Consider the following 19,840-nt stretch of genomic DNA (forward strand, 5'->3'; position numbering starts at 1 on the left):
GCCGCTGGCGCTGAAGCTGCCAACAGAACGCAGGGCGCGCAGCGTTGCAGACAAGCTGCTGAGCCAGCCGGCCTGCATAATGGATCAGCAACAGCCTGCCCATGAAGCGGGGCTCAGCATCAGAAGCATCAACTGTCTATTCAGTCAGCAGACCGGGCTGAGTTTCAGTCATTGGCACCAGCAGGCAAAGGTGGTGGCTTCACTGCGCTGGGTGTCAGAGGGATTGCCAGTCAGTGAAATCGCATCGCTGAGCGGTTATAGTAACGTCAGCGCCTATATTGACGTATTCCGTCAGAGCTTCGGTAAAACGCCCAGTCGGTTTAACTGAGAGCACGGCAGTACGGTGCATATCCGGTAAACATAAGTATATTCCCTGATTAACGAGAATTTACATACAGCCTTATAAAGCCTGAACAGAGCTTTGTGACGTGCATATATTAACCGCGCGCCTTATGCCGACTGACAGAGCGGCTGCATCCGTTACTCATCTGAATCCTGCTGCATCAACCAACGCGCGCACGTTGTCAAAGACATCGTTACCTTTATAATCACCTTCGTCTGGAGTTGTTGATAAAGCCTGCAGCGATACGCTCAGCGCCAGTATCAGTTTAGCGCGTTCTTCAGTTAGCATCGCTCTGGCTCAGTAAGAACAGTCCCCATGATTTCACTTTGACTAGGCTTAAACGTAGCTTTAAGACTCGCCTCCCGTTGTTTGCCAGGCATTGTACTTGATGACGGACAGGACGATTGCCGGCCTTAATGCAGCAATTGTTCTGCCGCGGGCCTTAATGAAATCCGCTGGCCCACATCTCACAATTACCTCAGCGAACTCAACGTTCGGAAGTCTTATCAGGTTTGGTGAACCACGGTCTGACCTGTTTTGGCATTACATTACACTGCCTGCACAACCTGTTGACATTCTCTTTGTACTCCCAAGCTCCGAGGCTTTGTGTTGCCAACTGTTCAGTTATGGGACCGCGCATGCTTGCCGCACTGGATGATAACCGCGACCGCTTCAACAGCGCCGAAGAAATTCAAAACTACGCTGGCGTTGGCAGTGTGCGAAGTTCGTCCGACAGACATTCGTGGAATGGACTGCGAAGACGGTTAACTCATCGTACTGGGCCAGCGAGAAAAAGGAAAATCGCATCAATCCGCTATCCGAGCTCTGGCGTTCAAATAGATCCGGATAATTTATAGCTGCTGGAAAAACAGAACCTGTTACGACGAAGCAAAGTATTTGCTGGCTCTCCAAGCGCGAAACTCGCCCTTACTGAAGCCATAAAAAGCTTGTCGAATGTCTCAGCGCGTGAAGCGGACATCACCTCCTGAGTGAGCCAGCGCACAAACCCGCACGAAACTCTTCGACGTGAATTTACATAACCTTATGAAATTTTATAACTGTATGGCATTTGCCTAACCCTTCCAGGGCAAAAATACATAACTACTCACCAACCCTGCTGCGTATAACTATAGCGGTGTTTTTCTCTCACTGAAGGTGACGCATGACACAACAACGCCATGAATTATCAGCCGATCATGAGGCGCATATCGCTTCTGCGATTGGCAAATTCTTCCGCCGCATTATCCCGATGCTGGCGCTGATGCTTATTATTAACCAGATTGATCGCGCCAACATTGGCTTCGTCAAAGCCCAGCTGCAAACCGATGCCGGAATCAGCGCGGCGGCCTTCGGCTTAGGCGCAGGACTGTTCTTTATCGGCTATGCGTTGTTTGAAGTGCCCAGCAATATGATGCTGAAGAAGTTCGGCGCAAGGGTGTGGCTCACGCGCATTATGATCACCTGGGGAACGGTGGTGGTACTTACCGGTTTCGTCAGCACGCCAATGCATTTTTATATGCTGCGTTTCCTGCTTGGCGTGGCGGAGGCGGGCTTCTTCCCTGGCGTGCTGTTCTATTTTCGTCAGTGGGTGCCCAATGCCTGGCGAGGCCGCGCAACCGCAATGGTATTGAGTGCAACCGCAAGCGCGTTTCTATTCTCTGGCCCGCTCACCGGCGCAATCCTGATGATGCACGATGTCGGCGGACTTGCGGGTTGGAAATGGGTCATGTTTCTGGAAGGCGGCGGATCGATAGTGATCGGCCTGCTGGCGGCGTTTGTACTGGTATCGAAGCCAGAAGGGGCGAAATGGCTCAGCGACGCGGAAAAACAGGCGCTCGCGCAGCAACTGGCAATTGAAGACGCGACGCGTGACGAGCGTGCCGTCACACAGGGACGCTGGGGATTGATCACCGATCGCAGCCTTATATTCTACTGCCTGATCTTCTTCACCATGACCATGACCGGTTACACGCTGGTGTTCTGGTTGCCGCAAATTATCCAGCGTATTCAGGGGTTCAACAGTTTCGAATCCGGACTGCTGACCGCCATCCCGTGGCTCTTCGCCATTGTTGCGCTGTTTCTGCTGGGCAAAGCCACCGACCGTTATCGCGATAAGCTGGAGAAAGGGCTGGGCATCGCCATGCTGATCGCCGCATGCGGCACCTTTATGGCCACGCTTGGCACGCCGTGGTTTGGCTTTGTGGCGATGATTGTGGCTTGCATCGGTTCCAAAGTCAGTGCCGCGTTCTTCTGGCCGATGCCGCAAAGCGAACTGCCCGTCTCGATAGCGGCACCGGGCATTGCGATGATCAACTCTGTCGGCAACCTTGGCGGATTCTTCGCACCCACGGTGTTTGGCTATCTGGAGATGCACACCGGCAGCACCACCGGCGGCCTCTACGCGCTGACCAGCGTGTCCGTGGTGACCGGCCTGTGGCTGTTGCTGCGCACCAAACCTGTTCCCCCCGCTTTAGGTCACAAGGAGAGACTTCATGTCAGACAGTCCAGTCATTAATACCATGCGCATCGTCCCAGTTGCTGGTTATGACAGCATGCTTTTGAATATCGGCGGTGCCCATAACTGCTTCTTCACGCGCATTATCGTGATCCTCACCGATTCTGCCGGGCATACCGGGGTGGGCGAAACGCCCTGTCATGCCTCGACGTTGCAGTTGCTGGAGCAGTTTCGCCCGCTGATTGTAGGCAGCTCGCTGCTGCGCCTGAATGCCACGCTGAGCCAGCTTTTCAACAGTGAGGCGCGTCAGAAGCACACTTCACACACCAACGACATCCACATTCCGCAGATGAATCCGGAGAAGTTTTATAACGCTGCGGCGGCGATTGAGGCCGCGCTACTAGACCTGCAAGGCAAGCTGTTTAACCTGCCGGTCGCCGATCTGCTTGCCAGCGGCAAACAGCGTGAGCGTATTCCGGTGCTGGGTTATCTGTTCTATATCGCCGATCGCAAGCGCACCACAATGCAGTACCGCTCGGGCGATAACGCGGCGGATGGCTGGTTCCGTCTGCGTCATGAGGCGGCAATGGACAGCGCTGGCGTTCAACGGCTGGCGGAAGCGGCAGTGGAGCAGTACGGCTTTCGTGACTTCAAGCTAAAAGGCGGCGTGCTGGCAGGCGAAGCGGAAGTGGAAACGGTTGAAGCGCTACTGGCGCGGTTTCCCGGCGCGCGCGTCACTGTCGACCCCAATGCCAGCTGGTCGCTGGATGAGGCGATTCGCTTTGGTAAACAGTTGGCAGGAAAGGTGCCCTATCTGGAAGATCCCTGTGGTGCTGAGCAAGGGTATTCAGGGCGGGAAACGCTTGCCGAATTCCGTCGCGCCACGGGCGTGGCGGTCGCGACCAATATGATTGCTAACGACTGGCGCCAATTACATCATGCGCTGCAACTTAACGCCATCGACATTCCGCTTGCCGATCCGCACTTCTGGACGATGCGCAATGCCAACGTGATAGCGCAATTGTGCAACGAATGGGGGCTGACCACCGGCTGCCACTCCAATAATCATTTTGATATCTCACTGGCAATGGTGGCGCACCTGGGCGCAGCGGCGCCTGGCGATCGTCAGACCGCCTTTGATACTCACTGGATTTGGCAGGATGGCCAGCAACTGACGCATCAACCGCCGCAGATCCGCGATGGCTATCTGGAATTACCGCCAGGCCCGGGTTTTGGCATCGAATTGAATATGGAACGCGTCGAGGAGGCGCATGCGCTTTACAACGCGCTGCCGGATAAGAACCGAAACGATGCGCTGGGGATGCAATTTTTAATTGATAACTGGCGCTATGATGCCAAACGTCCGTCAATGGTTCGCTAAGGAAGCGAAATGAAGAGAATATTACGTGCGGTGGCGCTCATGGCATCGATTGCCGCCAGCGCGCCACTGCTGGCGCAAACTTTTGTCTACATATTAGAAGCCAGTGATGGCACCATCGCACGCTACGCGCTGAACGAGTAAACCGACGCGCTGCAACTGCTGGGGTGACACTGACCCAAAATCCTGCTCCATTCAGAAACAGAATTCCGGCATGATAAACACTCCCCTGAACGGAGGTGGTGCCGATGAAAAAGTCACGATTTACCGAAGAGCAGATTGTCTTTGCCCTGTAGCAGGCCGAGCTGGGGATGTCCGTACCGGACGTCTGCCGCAAGCTGGGCATCTCCGACGCCACGTTTTACACCTGGTGTAAGAAATACGGTGGCATTTCACCCTCAGAACTAAAGCACATGCGCCAGCTGGAAGAGGAAAACCTGCGTCTGAAGAAACTGGTGGCCGATCTCAGCCTCGACAAGGCTATGCTGCAGGACGTGCTGGCAAAAAAGAACTGACGCTGGCACGCCTGCGCGAATGGATCAGGGATTTACAGGCCCGATACGGTGCCAGCGAAAGACAAATCTGTTTTGCGCTATGGCTCAGCCGCAGCTCGTTCCGGTACCATTCCGTTGCGGCAGACGACAGTGCGCTGCGCCTGCGCATCAGGGAGATTACCTAAACCAGGGTTCACCATGGCTACCGCAGGGTACACGTGATGCTCAGGCGGGAAAGCTGGCGTGATAACCACAAACGCATTTGCCGCCTGTACAGTGAACAGGGCCTGTCGCTGCGCCCCAAGCGTCCACGCCGTAATAAATCCGCACAGCGGCGACAGCCGCAGCCTCAGGGGCTGTATCCGAATCACGTCTGGGGCATGGATTTTGTCTCTGATGCGTTGTTTGACGGAAGGCGACTACGCCTGCTGACGGTTATAGACCTGTACACCCGCGAATGCCTGGGGATCTGCGTGGTGCAGAATCTGCGTTCAACAGAAGTGGCGGAAATGCTGAACAGCATAGAGCTCAGGCGTCCGTTACCTCAGATGCTGAAAACCGACAACGGCTCTGAATTTGCGGGGAAAATGCTGGACAGCTGGGTGTATGAACGGGGTATCCGTATCGACTTCTCACGCCCCAGAACGCCGACGGACAATGCGACGGTAGAGTCCTTCAACGGCAGGCTGCGACAGGAATGTCTGAACGAGAGCTGGTTCATGTCCCTGGAGGATGCGCGGTGCAAAATCGAAGCCTGGCGCATACACTATAACCAAAGTCGTCCCCATTCTGCGCTGGGCTGGATGACCCCCTCCGAATTTGCCGTAAAATCTGCCGGTTGCCAGAATATGCAGCCAGAATGAAGCCAGTTATTCCTGATTATGAATGGATCACATACGGGGAGCGGTTCAACAAACCGACATTATGGACTGACGGTTGTATCTAATACCGGGGGCAGGTCAAATCCTCTATGAGCTGTGAGTTCAACTGATGGATGCAACACACTGATTGAACCGTTCTGCGGGTGATTCATAGTCTAGCGTTTTTCTCGGTCTTTCGTTGAGCTGTCTGGCAACGCTGTTTAGTCTCTGCTGGCTGTGAATCGATAAGTCAGTTCTCTTTGGAAAATATTGTCTGAGCAACCTATTCGTATTTTCATTTGAGCCACCTGCCAGGGAGATTGAGGATCACAGAAGTAAATCTGGATGTCTGTAGCTACAGTAAATCGGGTGTGGCTGGTCATTTCAGCTCCTCGATCCCAGGTTAATGTTTTATAAAGCTCAACAGGTAATCCCCGGGCTTGCCTGATGAGTGCAGATATAACGGTTATGGTCTTGTTGTCCCTGATTTTGGCCAACATAACAAAGCGGGAATGGCGTTCTACGAGGGTGACGATACAGGAGTTTTTCGAGCCCTGGATCAGGTCACCTTCCCAGTGACCCGGTATGGCTCTGTCTGCGGCTTCAGGTGGCCTCTCGCTTATCTGTACCGCATTCGAGATTGATCCTAATCCTTTCCCTTTAAGCGATGACGTTCTGGATCTACGCACGGCTCTTCCGCTTCGGAGGCATTGCTGCAGTTCTTTTTTTAATGCCCCCCGAGTTTGTATGAAAAGCGTTTTATATATCGTTTCATGTAACACATGCATTTCCTGATTATCCGGATAACAGCGTTTCAGCCAACCGGCGATTTGTTCCGGCGACCAGTCCTGATGCATCTTCTCTGCGATGATTTTACAAAGTGTAGGTCTTTCAATTAGCTTGCAAGGTTTTGGTCTCAGAGCATTTTCCCACGCAGCAGCATCCGCTTTTGATGCACGATATTGTTTTGCACCACCGTGCCTCTTAATCTCGCGGCTAATCGTTGAGGGAGCTCTCGATAGTTTGTTTGCGATCGCTCTGATGCTGATTTTTGCTACAAGCGCTCTGGATATTTCCTCTCTTTCATCAAGTGAAAGCGCTAACGGGTGCCGCTTTCCGACAGGGGGACGGTATCCACCAGTCTGGTGGATAGTGGGCATAATAGAAGAATGATATCTGTCGAACATTCTGGCGATATCATGCACGGAATCACCTTGTTTGTATCTGTCTTGGATAATCGCTTTCTGTTCCGACGTTTAGTAAATCCGCGTTCTTCGTTTCATGGCAACGTCCCCCTTGATTAAGGATAGCGTTGCATCGACCCGTTGAACTCACAGCAAAAAGCGAACAAACCGCTTTTTGCTAACAAGTCTTATTGGCCTCAGTCAGTACTATTTTTATAGCAGGTACGACCGCACAAGTAGGCTTCCCAGCGCCACAATTAGGGAACATTGAATGCCTATAAACAGATTTATTTAACCCACAACTAATGGTGGTCATTTTGGTGGTCTTGACAGGATGAAGATTCAAGTTTAGCTTCCTTATTAGCCAGTTACTGGCAAAGGTGATCCCAGTCAGAGGAGCCAGATTTAAAGAAGCCCGCTCAGGGAAACCTGAGCGGGCTTTTTGTTGTGGTGAGTTTGCTGGGCGATGGAGGGTGTCACGCGCCGTAACGCGCCGCAGCGACGGCCGTGCCCTGCGCATAACTAAGGAGGCTGCTGTGCCGCTATGGTGTTACGCTAATCTGAAGTAGCGTTCCAGATCCTGCAGTAAACCCGGATGCGAAGGTTGCCAGCCGGTACGCTGCCGGGTTGATTCTGCTGATGCACGCATATCCATGGTAACGAACAGCGCCAGCCAGCCAAAGTGGGCACTGGCTTCTTCGCGGGTCAGTTGCACGACAGGAACACCCAGGCTCGCTCCGATGTCTTCGGCTATGTTGCGCAATGAAATACCCTGTTCCGCAACGGCATGGTAACGCTGGCCAGGCAGCGCTTTCTCAAGCACTATCCGATAAAGTGAGGCAACATCAGCAACATGCGCCGCAGCCCATTGATTGTTTCCCTCTTCCACATAGGCTGAAACGCCTTTTTCTCGCGCCAGCTGGATTAACGCTGAGACGAACCCCTGTTTTACCTCGTTGTGCACTTGAGGCAACCGGATGATGGAAACATTGACGCCACTGTCTGCGACCTGGGCTGCCGCTATTTCGGTCGATTTGCGCGGATTTTGCGTCGACGGGTCGTAAAAATCCTCGCTGGCAAGCTGACCCGGTGCGGAACTGCCCATGGCCGCAACTGAAGTGATAAGTAATGGTCGCGTCGAATCCAGTAACCCCTTACCTAAGGCTGCAATTGCCTGCATTTCCTGCATTGCCGTGTCCTGCGGGTGAGCAAAAGCGTGGTCATAAGCGCAGTGGATCACCGCGTCAGCGGCGCGGGCACCCACGGTCAGACTCAGAAGATTCTTCAGTTCGCCCCGGTGCGCGTCCGCGCCAATACGATTGAGACGCTGGACAGTCTGCTCCGAACGAGCCAGTCCGGTGACATGATGACCCGCCTGAATCAGCTCAGCGGCGATCGCCATACCGATAAACCCGCTTGCACCTGTTATGAACACATTCATTACAATCCCCTTATCGATGGTCTGGGACAAAAACGTCCCGGTGATAAGCAGATTAAAATATGAATAATGGTACGGTCTCTGCTATAACGAGGTAATTTTATGCAGATCGTACGGAATTTTATGGATCCCCTTTCCGAAGTGCTTACTCTGCTCAGATTGCAGGGGGCTATCTCAGGCGGTTTTCCAGTGGAAGCACAGACCGCGCTGGTGTTTGCGCCTCATCAGGGCATCAAATGCTACTGTGTTGTGGAAGGTTGCTGCTGGGTAGCGGTTGATGGAAACCAGCAGCCTCTGTTACTGGAAACCGGCGACTGTGTATTTCTCACCTCTGGCAAATCCTTTAGTCTGGCCACCCATCCCACAGCGAAAAGACAGCCTTTTGTACCGCCCGACAGCGAAACGGGCGCGCTGACGCAGGTCACGCCCGATCAGGGTGCTTTTATTCTCGGCGGTCGATATACCTTCGATAGCGCACTGGCAGATATCCTGCTGCAGGCTCTGCCCGCGATCATTCCTGTCAGGCAGGGCACGGGAACCAACATTATGCGCAGTGCGATGGAATGTCTGAGAGAGGAGATACAAACTTCGCAGCCAGGCGGCGTTTTACTCTCGCAGCAACTGGTGCAGATTATGCTGGTGCAGGCGCTCAGGGTATTTCTTCAGCAGGAAGGTGAAGAACGCATTGGCTGGCTATTTGCCCTTTGCGATCCTCAACTCAAAGCCGCACTAAATTTAATGCATGCCGATCCCGCGTTCCCGTGGACGTTACAGGAACTGGCCCATCGGACGGGGATGTCGCGTACGGTATTCGCGAAAAAATTTAAATCCCGGGTGGGGATGACGCCGATGCGATACCTGTCGAGATGGCGAATGCTGCTGGCAGGGGAGCGCCTGAGAAGCTCGCGCGAACCCATTTCGCAGATTTCATTTTCTGCCGGATATGATACTGAGAGCGCATTTGGACGCGCGTTTAAAAAAGAGTGGGGATGCTCTCCGCGAGAGCATCGTCAACAGCAACAAAACGCCACGTAGTGAGTGGATATTGCACTATCAGGCTTAATTATTTTGCCCCGCGAGGCGATCGTTAAATGCCTGATAAAAGGCAGTATAATCTCCGCGAGCGGCAAAGCGCTGAGGCTTAACCCTTTCAACCAGCACCTCGGCAGTGTCCGGCTGTTCCTGCAATATTTGCAGCGTTTCCTGTATATACTCAGCCAACGGCATCGCTGCCGGATTCGTTGCGTGCTGCCTGCCCATCAATTCAGTTTGTACCAGCGGTGGAACCAGTTCCGTTACCTGAATAGCGGTATCACGCAATTGATAGCGCAGACTCTGCGTCCAGGAGTGAATTGCCGCTTTGGTGGCACTATACGCAGGGGTAAGCGACAGGGGCACAAAAGCGAGACCGGAAGAAACGGTCAGAATAGCGGCGCGGGGTTGCGCCAGAAAATGTTCAATTAGCGCAGCCGTTAAGCGAATCGGCCCTAATAAATTGGTGGTGATTTCTGCTTCAGCCACAGTGACGTCACCCCTTTTCAGATCTTCCCTGCGCATAATGCCGGCGTTATGGATCACCCCATTCAGTGCCGGCCAGCGCTGAATGACAGTTTGCGCACCGCTGAGAATTGCATCATGACTATCCATATCCATTACGATGGCGTGCATGCCAGGATTGGCTGCGATAGTTTCATCCAGTACCTCTTTTCGCCTGCCAGCAATAATAACGTGATTACCTGCAGCCAAAAGCGCTTCAGCCATAGCACGTCCTATGCCTGAACCGCCGCCGGTGATCAAAATGGTGTTACCGGTTAATTCCATAAAACTCTCCTTAACGTGCAATTAACGATCCGAACGGATATTTGCGATGCGATAAGGAGAGTATATTCAGGTTGCCGATCGGCTACTCTTCAGAAGGTACGTAATACTATGCTGAGAATACCTGCCTGACATGAAAATGTGCCCCGCGCAGAGGAAGCGGTAAGATTCCGTTTACCGCCGGTCAATGCGCTGCACCAGCCGATCGCCGAGCCACTGGATACCGCACACCAGCACGATCAGTACGGCGATCACCGCCACCATCACCGCCGTGTCAAAACGCTGATAACCGTAGCGAATTGCCAGGTCGCCCAGACCGCCCGCCCCGATGGCACCCGCCATTGCCGAGGCGCCGATCAGCGCCACCAGCGTGACGACAAAACCGGAAAGAATGCCCGGTAGCGCTTCAGGAATCAGCACCTCCCAGACAATACGTAATTTGCTGGCGCCCATGGCACGCACCGCATCAATCAGCCCGCGATCGACATCGCGCAGTGAAACTTCCGCTACCCGGGCAAAATACGGCGTGGCGGTGATCGATAACGGCACAATTGCGGCCCAGGTGCCCAGAGAGGTGCCGACCAGCAGACGGGTAAAGGGAATCAGCGCCACCAGCAGAATAATGAACGGCAGCGAGCGAAAGCCATTGATCACCACACCCAGCAGGCGGTTGATGCTCCGGTTTTCAGCAATGCCGCCGGGGCTGGTGGTCACCAGAATCAGTCCCAGCGGTAATCCGGCCAGCAGCGAAAACAGGCCGGCCACCGTCGTCATCAGCAGCGTTTCACCCAACGCGTTGAGCAGTAAATCAATCATCACTGGCGACATAACCGACCAACTCCACCTGTGCCTGCTGCGCACGCAGCCAGCTGAGAACCTGATACTCATCGGCAGCGTTGGCGGCCGGGAGCGCAATAAAGAAACGCACTACCGCGTAGTGCTGAATGTGGTCGATGCCCCCCTGCAGCAGGCGAAATTTACCCTGCAGAGCGCTGGCAAACTGCGTCAGCAAATCCCCCTGCGCCGCCACACCAGCAAAGTGAACGCTATAGATCGCCTCACCTTCACGCTGTTCGCTGAGCCGCGCTGCGAGATTCTCCGGCAGCTGCGGCAGCAGCCCGCGCAGCAGCGTGCGCGTCAGCGCGGATTGCGGATGGGCGAACACCTGCCACACCGGGCCCTGCTCGACAATCTCCCCGGCGTCGATGACGGCCACGCGATGCGCCACGGATTTGATCACCTCCATCTCATGCGTGATCAGCAGAATGGTGATACCAAGCTGCTGATTGAGCGATTTCAGCAGCGCGAGAATCGAGCGGGTGGTTTCCGGATCGAGCGCCGACGTGGCTTCGTCACACAGCAGCAGCGCCGGGCTGGCGGCCAGCGCGCGGGCAATGCCGACGCGCTGTTTTTGTCCGCCGGAAAGCGCCGCCGGATAGTGTCCGGCCTTGTCGCTCAACCCCACCAGCGCCAGCAGTTCCGCTACGCGCTGGTTGCGCTGTGCCTTTTCCATGCCAGCTATTTTTAGCGGCAGCGCCACATTCTGCGCCACGGTTTTTGCCGACAGCAGATTGAAATGCTGAAACACCATGCCGACGCGACTGCGCACCGCCTGCAGCTGCTGTTCTGACAGACCGGTAATACGCCGCCCTTCAATCTCGATTACGCCTTCGTCGGGCTGCTCCAGCCCGTTGAGACAGCGAATCAGCGTCGATTTTCCGGCGCCGCTGCGCCCAATCAGGCCAAGGATTTCGCCTTTTTGCACCGTCAGTGAGACATTGCGCAGCGCCTGTGTCTGGCCGAAACGGCGCGACACGCCCTGCAAACGCACCACGTTGCTGTGCTGCGCCACGCGCTCGCGTACTGTTGCCTCTTCGATCACGCCGCGCGCCACGGCGGTCAGGGGCACGGTGGCCTCGGAAAATAGCGTCATGGATGGGTTCCTTACCAGGCGGTTTCGCCCGTGCCTTTGTAGACCTTGTCAAACACCGTTTTGACGGCATCGTTCTGGTATGATGCCACCAGGGTTTTCACCCACGGGGCGCTGGCGTTCTCTTTTTTCACCGCGATAAAGTTGTTGTACGGATTGTCTTTCACCGGCTCCTGCGCGATACGATCCGCCGCGGTCAGGCCGCTTTTCAGCGCCCAGTCGGTATTGACCACTGCTGCATCAAGATCCGGCACCGAGCGACCAATGATGCCGGAATCCAGCTCTTTGATTTTCAGGTGATGGGGATTGTCAGTGATGTCGGCCGTGGTGGCGGCAATGCCGACGCCCGGTTTGAGTTTGATCAGCCCCTGTTGCTGCAGCAGCACCAGACCGCGCGCCTCGTTCGACGGATCGTTAGGCACGCCGATTACCGCTCCCTCTTTCAGAGCGGCGGCGCTTTTCACTTTCTTCGAATAGAGACCGATCGGCCAGACGGCGGTATCGCCGACGCGCACGATATCGTAATGATTGACCTTGATTTGATTATTCAGGAACGGCTGATGCTGGAAGGCATTGGCATCCACTTCACCATTCTGTAACGCTTCGTTGGGCTGATTATAATCATTGAAAATCACGGTCTTCACCGTCAGCCCTTTCGCGGCGGCCTGTTTTATCACTTCACGCCAGACGTCTTCGTCCTCGCCGCTCATGATACCGACCTTCACCGCGGTTTTATCCGCTGCCTGCGCCACTGAAAACGGCGCGACCACGCTGCCGGCAACCAGTAACGCGCCGACGGTTAACAACAATTTATTTTTGGCTGATACAAAGCGCGTGTGCATAAATTATTTCCTGAGTGTTATTATTACGCGAGTCAAAATAAGCTGCCGTGATCGACAGATACGCGCAGTATACGCAGTTGCTTATTCCAGCATTATGATTTATCCGGGAATGCTATTCCTGAAATGAATAAAGCCATGCCGCCGCTCATCGCGCCAAAAGGCCCCGGGCGGCTGTGCTACCATGCCTGTTTGATTGACCGTTATTGAGCGCTATGTCGGATACCACACCCAAACGTAAAAATGACCCGGAAGGGTTGAAAAAACGCATCCTCGCGGGTGCGCTGCAAACCTTCGCCGAATACGGTATGCAGGGCGCGCGAATGGAGCAGATTGCTGAACTGGCACAGACCACCAAGCGCATGGTGGTGTATCACTTCATCAACAAAGAGAAGCTGTATATTGAGGTGCTGGAGCAGGTGTATCAGGCGATCCGCCAGCATGAAACCGGCCTGAATCTTACTACGCTGGAACCGGAAGAGGCGATGATCAAACTGGTGGAAGCCAGTTTTGACTATCACGTCACGCATCCCGATTTTATGCGCCTGGTGTGTACAGAAAACCTGCTGCGCGGGCGTTACATCATGCAGTCGGATCGCATCAAAGCGATGAACAAAAGTACCCTCGATTTGCTGGATGACATCCTGTCCCGCGGCCAGCGTCAGGGCATCTTTATCGACGGTCTGGATACCGTGGACGTACACCGCCTGCTCAGCAGTATTTGTGTGCATCACGTCTCCAACCGCTACACCTTTCACACGCTGTTTACCCCCCACGACAGTGAAGAGGACAGTATTCGCCGCAACCGTCAGCTGGCGGTGACGGCCACGCTGCGCTATATCCGCAAAGCCCCGTAATCTGCGGGTTCGCTGTGATGGTCTACGCTTGATCAAATAACCGGGACCGTGACAGACCTCAGATTAAGGAACGCTGTAGTGAAGAAAGATGCTCTCCTCTATCCGTTACGCAACACGCAAAATACCGATGACACGCCTGCGCTCTGGAACTGGGCGCAAAATTCGGTAGTTGGCCAGCGCCAGCAGTTGCATCAGCCGCGCAGTGAAGCTGAGTTGCAACAGCTGTTGCGTGACTCGCACGGCAAAGTGCGCGTGCTCGGCAGCCGTTTGTCGCCCGGTCGCATGCTGTGCGTACAGCCGCAGGACGTACTGCTGGATCTCAGTGCGCTGCGCGGCATCCTCGCTCAGGATGAAGAGAGCGTAACGTTTGCCGCGGGCACGCCGCTGCAGCAGGTGTATGACAGCCTGACAAAGATGGAGCGCATGCTCGCCTCCTCGCCCGGCGTGATTGCGGTGCAGACGCTGGCCGGCGCGCTGGCAACCGGCACCCACGGTCAGGGCCTGGCACAAAGTTCGCTGGCGGACGAAGCACTGCATATCCGCATGGTGCTGGCCGATGGCAGCGTGCGCGAGTTTCAGCGCGGCGACGCCGATTTCCCGGCGGCGATGGTGTCACTTGGCGCGCTCGGCATCGTCACCGCCATTACCTTGCGCACTCAGCCATTTCGCCTGTTTACCTGCCATAAATTCGCCGCGTCTGCCGATTCACTGGAGCAGGATTTGCTGACGTGGAATGAGCAGCACGAACTCAGCAAAGCCTGGTGGTTTGTCGATGACAACCTGATGCATGTCTGGAACGCCGATGTCGCCAGTGCGGAAGACACCCAGGCGTGGTACGACCATCAGCGCGAAGTGATTGAGCACGGCGATCAGGCCGACAGCAGCCTCAACGACACCATCGATCAGACGCTGGAACACATGCATCGCGACACGCAGATTCACGGCAAAGGCGGCAAACAGTTCCGTACCGTCACCCGCTTCCGTGATTTCACCGACATCAGCGGCGATATCTACCAGCTGTTTTGTCGTGGCATCGCTGTACCGCAGATCAACGTTGAGATTGGCGTGCCGCTGGCCAAAATGCCGCAGATTATCAGTAAGATCAAAGCCTGGTACGCACAGAATCGTCCGCACATGCACTATCCCATCATCCTGCGCTGCACCGGCGCTTCACAGGCGTGGATGAGCCCGGCGCATCAGCAGCCGACCTGCTTTTTTGGTTTCGTGGTGTATTACGCGGATGACGGCTCGCTGTCGCAGGACGGACTGCATTTCCTCACCGAAGTGGAAAAACTGCTGGCGGCAGAAGGTGGACGTCCGCACTGGGGTAAATATTACGATCCGCAGCGCTATCAGTGGCGCGCCATCTATCCGCAGTGGGATGCGTTTCGTGCAGTGCGTGAACAGCTGGATCCGACGCACCGCTTTAGCAATGACTATGTCACGGCTTTGTTTGATTGATTGAGTTTGATGGGGAGAATTTATGTACGCCTGGGTAACGCTGTTAACGCAGCCGGAATATTATGTCGGGGTGAAAGCGCTGCATCGCTCACTCAAACGCAGCGAAACGCGCTGGCCGCTAATTGTGATGGTCACCGATGCCATCGACCTGAGCATGCGCGAAGCATTACAGGCGCTGGGCTGTGTGATCCATCCGGTCCAGCCGCTGATGCCGGACACCGCGCTGGAGCAGCATTATGCCTCGGCACAGTTTGGTGAAGTGTGGAGCAAGCTGCGCGCCTGGGAGCTGACCGGCTGCGAGCGCGTGGTGTTTCTTGATGCCGATATGCTGGTGCTGCGCAACATGGATGAGCTGTTTACGCTCGACCTCGGCAAGCATGCGCTGGCGGCCTGTCACGCCTGCCGCTGCAACCCGAATCAAATCGCCAGCTATCCTGACAGCTGGCAGCCGGAGCAGTGTCACTACACCTGGCAGGCGCGCGGTGAGACGCCTCCCGCCGATCTTGATAACTATCTCAACGGCGGTTTTCTGGTGCTGCAGCCGGATCAGGCGGTTTTCGACTGGCTGCAGCAGAAAGTGGCTGAGATTGACGACCTGCGCCGCTATCCGTTCTCCGAACAGGATTTGCTCAATGAAGTGTTTGCCGGACGCTGGCTGCCGCTGCCGTATATTTATAACGCGCTGAAAACCCTGCCGTTCCAGCACGCCGGCTTATGGCATGACGACGAGGTGAAGAATCTGCACTACATTCTCGCCAAACCGTGGAAGCGCGATCTGAACCAGCCAGAGGCGCAGCGCGACCGTTATTACGCGCTGGATAAGCTGTGGTGGGAATTGGGCGCGGATTAATGGCTGGTCGCGGCGCGATTTATCGGGTAATGGTTGGTCGCCATCAATGGCGACCCTACAGAATCTAAAACGGGTCAAAGCCTTTGCTGAATTTCCCAGGGTGCGCATTTATGCGCACCTGGTAGCGGCGCGCTTTATCGCGCAATGGTTGTCCGCTGCAGAAACTGCCATCGCCCTTCCTGCTTCAGCGCGTTTTTGCAATACGCTCCAGCGCAACCTGCGCCAGAAATCCTGAACGGGTTTTAAATTCCGGATGGGTCGCCACGCAACGGTCAATGCGATCAATCAGTAACTTCGGCAGAGTGACATTGATTTTTTCCGAGCCGCCCAGAATCCGGGTCACATCAACATCCACCAGCACCCACACATAACCAGCAAACTCCGCCGATTTCATCAGCGATTTAAGGTCGGAGACCGCCGGAATATCCTGGCCGAGCTCAACCATTAACTCCAGATGTCCGGTAATCGCCTCTTTGGCGTTTTTTACGGCCTCCTCCAGCGTATCTCCCGCGGAAAAACAGCCGGGTAAATCCGGCACCGTAACGCCGTACGCGGTGGTTTCATCTCCCGCTTCGATTGCGATGGGGTAAAACATAAGTGTGCCTCTTGCAAATTAATGGACGGTCAATCCAGCCTGTTTTCTGATACTTTTTACCGTTTTAATCGGCAAATCCTTTTTTGGATGCGGTATCGTGACCAGGCCTTTTTTCGTCGGATGGACAAAATGATGGTGGCTACCGTTAATTCGTATCAGTTCCCAGCCGTCGGCTCTGATTTCGGCCATTAGCGATCGGCTATCCATGCGCGTGTCCTGCTACGTCCTCAAAGCAATAAAATAACCCCAATAACCCTGAAATGCAATATTCAGAGTTATTGGGGTTATTAAATTTCATTAATTGTGCGCTTCCCTGCGCACTGTCGCTTAACGCCAGCCGAGCTCTGGCGCGACGTGGGTCAGAATGCTGTCGATTACGTGCGCACAATAATCCACGCCAAGCTGATTAGGGATGGTCAGCAACAGGGTATCGGCTTCCGCAATCGCTTCATCCTGTGCCAGCTGTTTGACCAGCTGCTCCGGCTCTGCAGCATAGCTACGCCCAAAGATGGCGCGGGTTTTCTCATCGAGGAACCCGACGGAATCCTGCTCCTGTCCGCCGCGACCGAAGTAAGCGCGGTCGGTGTCGTTCATCAGGGCAAAAATACTACGGCTGACCGACACGCGCGGCGCACGCTGATGCCCTGCCGCCTGCCAGGCTTCTTTATAGGCGCGAATCTGCTTCGCCTGCTGCACATGAAACGGTTCGCCGGTCTCGTCATCCTTCAGCGTCGAACTCTGCAAATTCATCCCCAGCTGGGCTGCCCAGATCGATGTGGCGTTCGAGCCGGAGCCCCACCAGATACGCTCGCGCAGGCCTTCGGAATAGGGCTCGAGGCGCAGCAGTCCCGGTGGATTCGGGAACATCGGCTGCGGATTGGGTTTGGCAAACCCTTCGCCACGCAGCACTTCCAGCAGCTCTTCGGTGTGACGACGTCCCATATCCGCATCGGTTTCCCCTTCGCGCGGATTAAAGCCAAAGTAGCGGTAGCCTTCAATCACCTGCTCCGGCGAGCCACGGCTCAGGCCGAGCTGCAAACGGCCGTTGGCGATCAGGTCCGCTGCTCCGGCGTCTTCCGCCATATACAGCGGATTTTCGTAACGCATGTCGATCACACCGGTACCAATCTCGATGCGGCTGGTTTTGGCACCGACCGCCGCCAGCAGCGGAAACGGTGAACTCAGCTGGCGGGCAAAGTGGTGTACGCGGAAATAGGCACCGTCGGCACCCAGTTCTTCGGCGGCGACGGCCAGGTCAATCGACTGCAGCAGCACATCCTGCGCCGAACGGGTGGCCGAGTGTGGTGACGGGGTCCAGTGACCGAAAGATAAAAAACCAATTTTTTTCATGCTAAATGCTCCTCGCGGGCCAGAACGGCGCCGGCGTCATCAATCAGAATTCGATGAGGTAAGGTTACGCCTGTGCGAAGAGGACTGATAGCCAATAGTTTTCGCGCGCTTCTTCAACTTTTTTGCATAACAAAGCAATTTTCCGTCTTTGTGTTTATCACGCGTATCGCGCATCGTGAGCGCATCTTTTCCCGTCTCGCTGACTGAATTCATGAACATGGTCAAAGGAACCTCCGCCTACCTCAGTACCCAACAGCGCGAAGTGGTGCACCAGCTGGCGCGCAGCTGGCTCTGGCGCAGCGAATTGCCGACCTGGCTGTTAATCATTACTGTTTATAGCGGCTGGTTCGCCAGCGTGCTGTACTGGCAAACGCTGGGCCTGCCCCTCGCCACGCTGCTGCTGATCCTGTTCACCACCTGGTATTTGTCGCTGCAGCATGAGCTGATTCATGGCCATCCGACGCGCCTGCCGCGCCTTAATCAGCTGTTTGGCACGCTGCCGCTGGCGGTGTGGTATCCGTATGGTCTGTACCGGGATTCGCACCTGGCGCATCACCGCAACCACTCCCTGACCGATCCGCATGATGATCCGGAAACCTATTATCTGTCGCCGGCGCACTGGGCACGGCTCAAACCCTGGCAACAGCGCGTTATCCATCTGCGTAATACCTTTCCGGGTCGTCTGCTGCTGGGACCGCTGCTGGATATCCTCGCCACGCTGCGCGCGCTGACGCAAAGCGTGGTGCAGCGCGACATGCCGGCGATAATGATGTGGCTGGTGCACCTGCTTCTGCTGGCCGGACTGTTTTACTGGCTCAGCCTGCGCGGCTTTTCCCCGCTGTGGCTGGTGCTGGCGGTGAGCTATCCGGCGCTGATGCTGACCAAGGTGCGCTCATTTTACGAACATCGTGCCGATGAGGCGCCGCTGGCGCGCTCGGTGAATAACGAAGCGGCCTGGCCGTGGCGCCTGCTGTTCCTGAATCTCAACTATCATTCTGTACATCACGATCTGCCCGGTTTACCCTGGTACGGTCTGCGCAAAGTCTATTTGCTCTACCGCGACGGCTACTATCAGCGTAATCAGGGTTTTCGCGTTGCCGGTTACGGCGAATGGATGAAGCGCTTCTGGCGTCAGCCGATCGACGTTAACGCCCACCCGGGACACCACAAGGACGCACAGAATGCACATCATCTCTTTACCGATGTACGACATCGACCACCCGAGCACGCTGGCCATGACCTCAGTGCTGACGCGGCTGCTGGCGAAGCGCGGCGTGCAGGCTGAGGTGCAGTGGCACGACGACCTGCTGCCACACTGGCGTGATGACAATCTGCTGCTGAGTCAGACCTGCGGCTATCCGCTGGTCGCGCTATTGCCTGACGTGCAACTGGTGGGCACGTTTCAGTCCAATGCGCCTGGCTGCCATGATCTGCGCTATCGCAGCTGGCTGGTGGCACGGCAGGAAGATGAGAACCTGAGCCTCGCCGATTTCCGCGGCCGTCGCGCAGTGTGCAACAGCAATGACTCACACTCCGGATACAATTCGCTGCGCTACGTGGTCGCGCCGCTGGCCCGGGACGGCAAATTCTTCGCCACTACCCGGTTCAGCGGCAGCCACCGCCAGTCGCTGGCCGCGCTGCGCGCCGGACAGGCCGACCTCGCCGCCATTGATTGCATCACCTGGGCGCTGCTGCGCAAATACCGGCCGCAGGAGCTGCAGGGCTTAGCCATTATCGGTGAAACCCCGCTGTGTGCCGCGCTGCCGCTGATAACCTCGGCGAAAACCGACAGTCTGCTGCTGGAAAAGCTGCGCAGCACGCTGTTTGAGCTGGCCAATGTGGAGGACTACAAGGATGTGATGAAGGCCAACCTGCTGGCGGGCTTTTCTGTGCCGCAGCGCGACTGGTTTGACGAGGTTAAACGCTGGGAAGATGACGCCGCCGCGCTGGGCGTGACGGCGCTGTAAATAAAGCACTAACCGGCGGCA

At 55.6% G+C, this 19,840-nt stretch carries 19 protein-coding genes and 3 pseudogenes; 12 read left to right on the forward strand and 10 right to left on the reverse strand.

Going from position 1 to position 19,840, the window contains the following annotated elements; translation table 11 throughout:
* The first annotated feature begins 79 nt into the window (after positions 1-79).
* Positions 80-328, forward strand: coding sequence for a helix-turn-helix domain-containing protein (locus F3I21_RS23190; protein ID WP_072057116.1), 249 nt, complete (start codon positions 80-82; stop codon positions 326-328).
* Positions 329-484: 156 nt separating this feature from the next.
* On the opposite strand, the gene F3I21_RS23195 is transcribed toward F3I21_RS23190, so the two are convergent.
* Entirely contained in the window at positions 485-631 is a 147-nt protein-coding gene (locus F3I21_RS23195) for a hypothetical protein (RefSeq protein WP_154400831.1), read from the reverse strand.
* Between the two features lie 338 nt (positions 632-969).
* Between F3I21_RS23195 and F3I21_RS07580 the strand changes: the two are divergent.
* The 5 genes and pseudogenes from F3I21_RS07580 to F3I21_RS07600 all read left to right on the forward strand — a co-directional run.
* Positions 970-1,285: pseudogene (locus F3I21_RS07580) on the forward strand (IS110 family transposase); the annotation flags it as partial.
* Between the two features lie 220 nt (positions 1,286-1,505).
* Complete coding sequence (locus tag F3I21_RS07585) at positions 1,506-2,858, forward strand: MFS transporter (protein ID WP_047955839.1); 1,353 nt, start codon at positions 1,506-1,508, stop codon at positions 2,856-2,858.
* Positions 2,836-4,179: an enolase C-terminal domain-like protein gene (locus F3I21_RS07590; protein ID WP_047062999.1), complete on the forward strand. Its 1,344-nt coding sequence runs from the start codon at positions 2,836-2,838 to the stop codon at positions 4,177-4,179. The genes F3I21_RS07585 and F3I21_RS07590 overlap by 23 nt, the downstream gene beginning before the upstream one ends.
* 9 nt (positions 4,180-4,188) lie before the next feature.
* On the forward strand, positions 4,189-4,320 hold the full coding sequence (locus F3I21_RS23505; RefSeq protein ID WP_255467567.1) for a hypothetical protein: 132 nt from the start codon (positions 4,189-4,191) through the stop codon (positions 4,318-4,320).
* A 161-nt stretch (positions 4,321-4,481) separates the two neighbouring features.
* Positions 4,482-5,533, forward strand: a pseudogene (locus F3I21_RS07600) (IS3 family transposase).
* 120 nt (positions 5,534-5,653) lie between these two features.
* Here the strand turns inward: F3I21_RS07600 and F3I21_RS07605 are convergent.
* A pseudogene (locus tag F3I21_RS07605) lies at positions 5,654-6,768 on the reverse strand (IS30 family transposase).
* Positions 6,769-7,264: 496 nt separating this feature from the next.
* A complete protein-coding gene (locus F3I21_RS07610; protein WP_150058631.1) occupies positions 7,265-8,155 on the reverse strand; it encodes an SDR family oxidoreductase in 891 nt (296 codons plus the stop codon).
* Between the two features lie 99 nt (positions 8,156-8,254).
* Between F3I21_RS07610 and F3I21_RS07615 the strand changes: the two genes are divergently transcribed.
* Positions 8,255-9,187, forward strand: a complete 933-nt coding sequence (locus tag F3I21_RS07615) for an AraC family transcriptional regulator (RefSeq protein WP_058757337.1) — start codon at positions 8,255-8,257, stop codon at positions 9,185-9,187.
* 24 nt (positions 9,188-9,211) lie between these two features.
* Here F3I21_RS07615 and F3I21_RS07620 read toward each other — a convergent pair whose 3' ends face one another.
* From F3I21_RS07620 to F3I21_RS07635, 4 genes are all read right to left on the reverse strand, one after another.
* The gene (locus F3I21_RS07620; RefSeq protein WP_150058632.1) at positions 9,212-9,973 is read right to left on the reverse strand and encodes an SDR family oxidoreductase; all 762 of its coding nucleotides are present in this window, start codon (positions 9,971-9,973) and stop codon (positions 9,212-9,214) included.
* A gap of 171 nt (positions 9,974-10,144) precedes the next feature.
* Positions 10,145-10,798 (reverse strand): methionine ABC transporter permease, encoded by a 654-nt coding sequence (locus F3I21_RS07625; protein ID WP_150058633.1) that lies wholly within the window; start codon positions 10,796-10,798, stop codon positions 10,145-10,147.
* On the reverse strand, positions 10,779-11,903 hold the full coding sequence (locus F3I21_RS07630; protein ID WP_150058634.1) for a methionine ABC transporter ATP-binding protein: 1,125 nt from the start codon (positions 11,901-11,903) through the stop codon (positions 10,779-10,781). Before F3I21_RS07630 ends, F3I21_RS07625 begins: the two co-directional genes overlap by 20 nt.
* Before the next feature lie 11 nt (positions 11,904-11,914).
* On the reverse strand, positions 11,915-12,742 hold the full coding sequence (locus tag F3I21_RS07635; protein ID WP_150058635.1) for a MetQ/NlpA family ABC transporter substrate-binding protein: 828 nt from the start codon (positions 12,740-12,742) through the stop codon (positions 11,915-11,917).
* Between the two features lie 212 nt (positions 12,743-12,954).
* Here F3I21_RS07635 and F3I21_RS07640 point away from each other — a divergent pair, with 212 nt between their 5' ends.
* The 3 genes from F3I21_RS07640 (at position 12,955) to F3I21_RS07650 (ending at position 15,907) form a co-directional block, all read left to right on the forward strand.
* The gene (locus F3I21_RS07640; protein WP_125310083.1) at positions 12,955-13,596 is read left to right on the forward strand and encodes a TetR family transcriptional regulator; all 642 of its coding nucleotides are present in this window, start codon (positions 12,955-12,957) and stop codon (positions 13,594-13,596) included.
* A 78-nt stretch (positions 13,597-13,674) separates the two neighbouring features.
* Positions 13,675-15,057: a D-arabinono-1,4-lactone oxidase gene (locus F3I21_RS07645; protein ID WP_150058636.1), complete on the forward strand. Its 1,383-nt coding sequence runs from the start codon at positions 13,675-13,677 to the stop codon at positions 15,055-15,057.
* A gap of 22 nt (positions 15,058-15,079) precedes the next feature.
* Positions 15,080-15,907 (forward strand): glycosyltransferase family 8 protein, encoded by an 828-nt coding sequence (locus F3I21_RS07650; RefSeq protein ID WP_150058637.1) that lies wholly within the window; start codon positions 15,080-15,082, stop codon positions 15,905-15,907.
* Between the two features lie 184 nt (positions 15,908-16,091).
* Here the strand turns inward: F3I21_RS07650 and F3I21_RS07655 are convergent, their stop codons facing one another.
* The 3 genes from F3I21_RS07655 to F3I21_RS07665 form a co-directional block, all read right to left on the reverse strand.
* A complete protein-coding gene (locus F3I21_RS07655) occupies positions 16,092-16,502 on the reverse strand; it encodes a type II toxin-antitoxin system HicB family antitoxin (RefSeq protein ID WP_058781997.1) in 411 nt (136 codons plus the stop codon).
* An 18-nt stretch (positions 16,503-16,520) separates the two neighbouring features.
* Positions 16,521-16,709: a type II toxin-antitoxin system HicA family toxin gene (locus F3I21_RS07660; protein ID WP_058771102.1), complete on the reverse strand. Its 189-nt coding sequence runs from the start codon at positions 16,707-16,709 to the stop codon at positions 16,521-16,523.
* A gap of 120 nt (positions 16,710-16,829) precedes the next feature.
* Positions 16,830-17,852, reverse strand: coding sequence for an LLM class flavin-dependent oxidoreductase (locus F3I21_RS07665; RefSeq protein WP_058757329.1), 1,023 nt, complete (start codon positions 17,850-17,852; stop codon positions 16,830-16,832).
* 217 nt (positions 17,853-18,069) lie between these two features.
* On the opposite strand from F3I21_RS07665, the gene F3I21_RS07670 reads away from it, so the two are divergent.
* Both F3I21_RS07670 and F3I21_RS07675 read left to right on the forward strand, forming a co-directional pair.
* Positions 18,070-19,137: a fatty acid desaturase gene (locus tag F3I21_RS07670; RefSeq protein ID WP_150058638.1), complete on the forward strand. Its 1,068-nt coding sequence runs from the start codon at positions 18,070-18,072 to the stop codon at positions 19,135-19,137.
* On the forward strand, positions 19,034-19,819 hold the full coding sequence (locus F3I21_RS07675; protein WP_223815647.1) for a phosphate/phosphite/phosphonate ABC transporter substrate-binding protein: 786 nt from the start codon (positions 19,034-19,036) through the stop codon (positions 19,817-19,819). The genes F3I21_RS07670 and F3I21_RS07675 overlap by 104 nt, the downstream gene beginning before the upstream one ends.
* The last annotated feature ends 21 nt before the right edge of the window (positions 19,820-19,840 follow it).

It is taken from the genome of Pantoea sp. B_9 (assembly GCF_008632015.1).
Classification (GTDB): Bacteria; Pseudomonadota; Gammaproteobacteria; order Enterobacterales; family Enterobacteriaceae; genus Pantoea; species Pantoea dispersa.

What these genes read in the sequence shown, in the direction of transcription:
- F3I21_RS23190 (WP_072057116.1), top strand. Translation starts at nt 80, where the DNA reads ATGGATCAGCAACAGCCTGCCCATGAAGCGGGGCTCAGCATCAGAAGC.
- F3I21_RS23195 (WP_154400831.1), bottom strand. Translation starts at nt 631, where the DNA reads ATGCTAACTGAAGAACGCGCTAAACTGATACTGGCGCTGAGCGTATCG.
- F3I21_RS07585 (WP_047955839.1), top strand. Translation starts at nt 1,506, where the DNA reads ATGACACAACAACGCCATGAATTATCAGCCGATCATGAGGCGCATATC.
- F3I21_RS07590 (WP_047062999.1), top strand. Translation starts at nt 2,836, where the DNA reads ATGTCAGACAGTCCAGTCATTAATACCATGCGCATCGTCCCAGTTGCT.
- F3I21_RS23505 (WP_255467567.1), top strand. Translation starts at nt 4,189, where the DNA reads ATGAAGAGAATATTACGTGCGGTGGCGCTCATGGCATCGATTGCCGCC.
- F3I21_RS07610 (WP_150058631.1), bottom strand. Translation starts at nt 8,155, where the DNA reads ATGAATGTGTTCATAACAGGTGCAAGCGGGTTTATCGGTATGGCGATC.
- F3I21_RS07615 (WP_058757337.1), top strand. Translation starts at nt 8,255, where the DNA reads ATGCAGATCGTACGGAATTTTATGGATCCCCTTTCCGAAGTGCTTACT.
- F3I21_RS07620 (WP_150058632.1), bottom strand. Translation starts at nt 9,973, where the DNA reads ATGGAATTAACCGGTAACACCATTTTGATCACCGGCGGCGGTTCAGGC.
- F3I21_RS07625 (WP_150058633.1), bottom strand. Translation starts at nt 10,798, where the DNA reads ATGTCGCCAGTGATGATTGATTTACTGCTCAACGCGTTGGGTGAAACG.
- F3I21_RS07630 (WP_150058634.1), bottom strand. Translation starts at nt 11,903, where the DNA reads ATGACGCTATTTTCCGAGGCCACCGTGCCCCTGACCGCCGTGGCGCGC.
- F3I21_RS07635 (WP_150058635.1), bottom strand. Translation starts at nt 12,742, where the DNA reads ATGCACACGCGCTTTGTATCAGCCAAAAATAAATTGTTGTTAACCGTC.
- F3I21_RS07640 (WP_125310083.1), top strand. Translation starts at nt 12,955, where the DNA reads ATGTCGGATACCACACCCAAACGTAAAAATGACCCGGAAGGGTTGAAA.
- F3I21_RS07650 (WP_150058637.1), top strand. Translation starts at nt 15,080, where the DNA reads ATGTACGCCTGGGTAACGCTGTTAACGCAGCCGGAATATTATGTCGGG.
- F3I21_RS07655 (WP_058781997.1), bottom strand. Translation starts at nt 16,502, where the DNA reads ATGTTTTACCCCATCGCAATCGAAGCGGGAGATGAAACCACCGCGTAC.
- F3I21_RS07660 (WP_058771102.1), bottom strand. Translation starts at nt 16,709, where the DNA reads ATGGATAGCCGATCGCTAATGGCCGAAATCAGAGCCGACGGCTGGGAA.
- F3I21_RS07665 (WP_058757329.1), bottom strand. Translation starts at nt 17,852, where the DNA reads ATGAAAAAAATTGGTTTTTTATCTTTCGGTCACTGGACCCCGTCACCA.
- F3I21_RS07670 (WP_150058638.1), top strand. Translation starts at nt 18,070, where the DNA reads ATGGTCAAAGGAACCTCCGCCTACCTCAGTACCCAACAGCGCGAAGTG.
- F3I21_RS07675 (WP_223815647.1), top strand. Translation starts at nt 19,034, where the DNA reads ATGCACATCATCTCTTTACCGATGTACGACATCGACCACCCGAGCACG.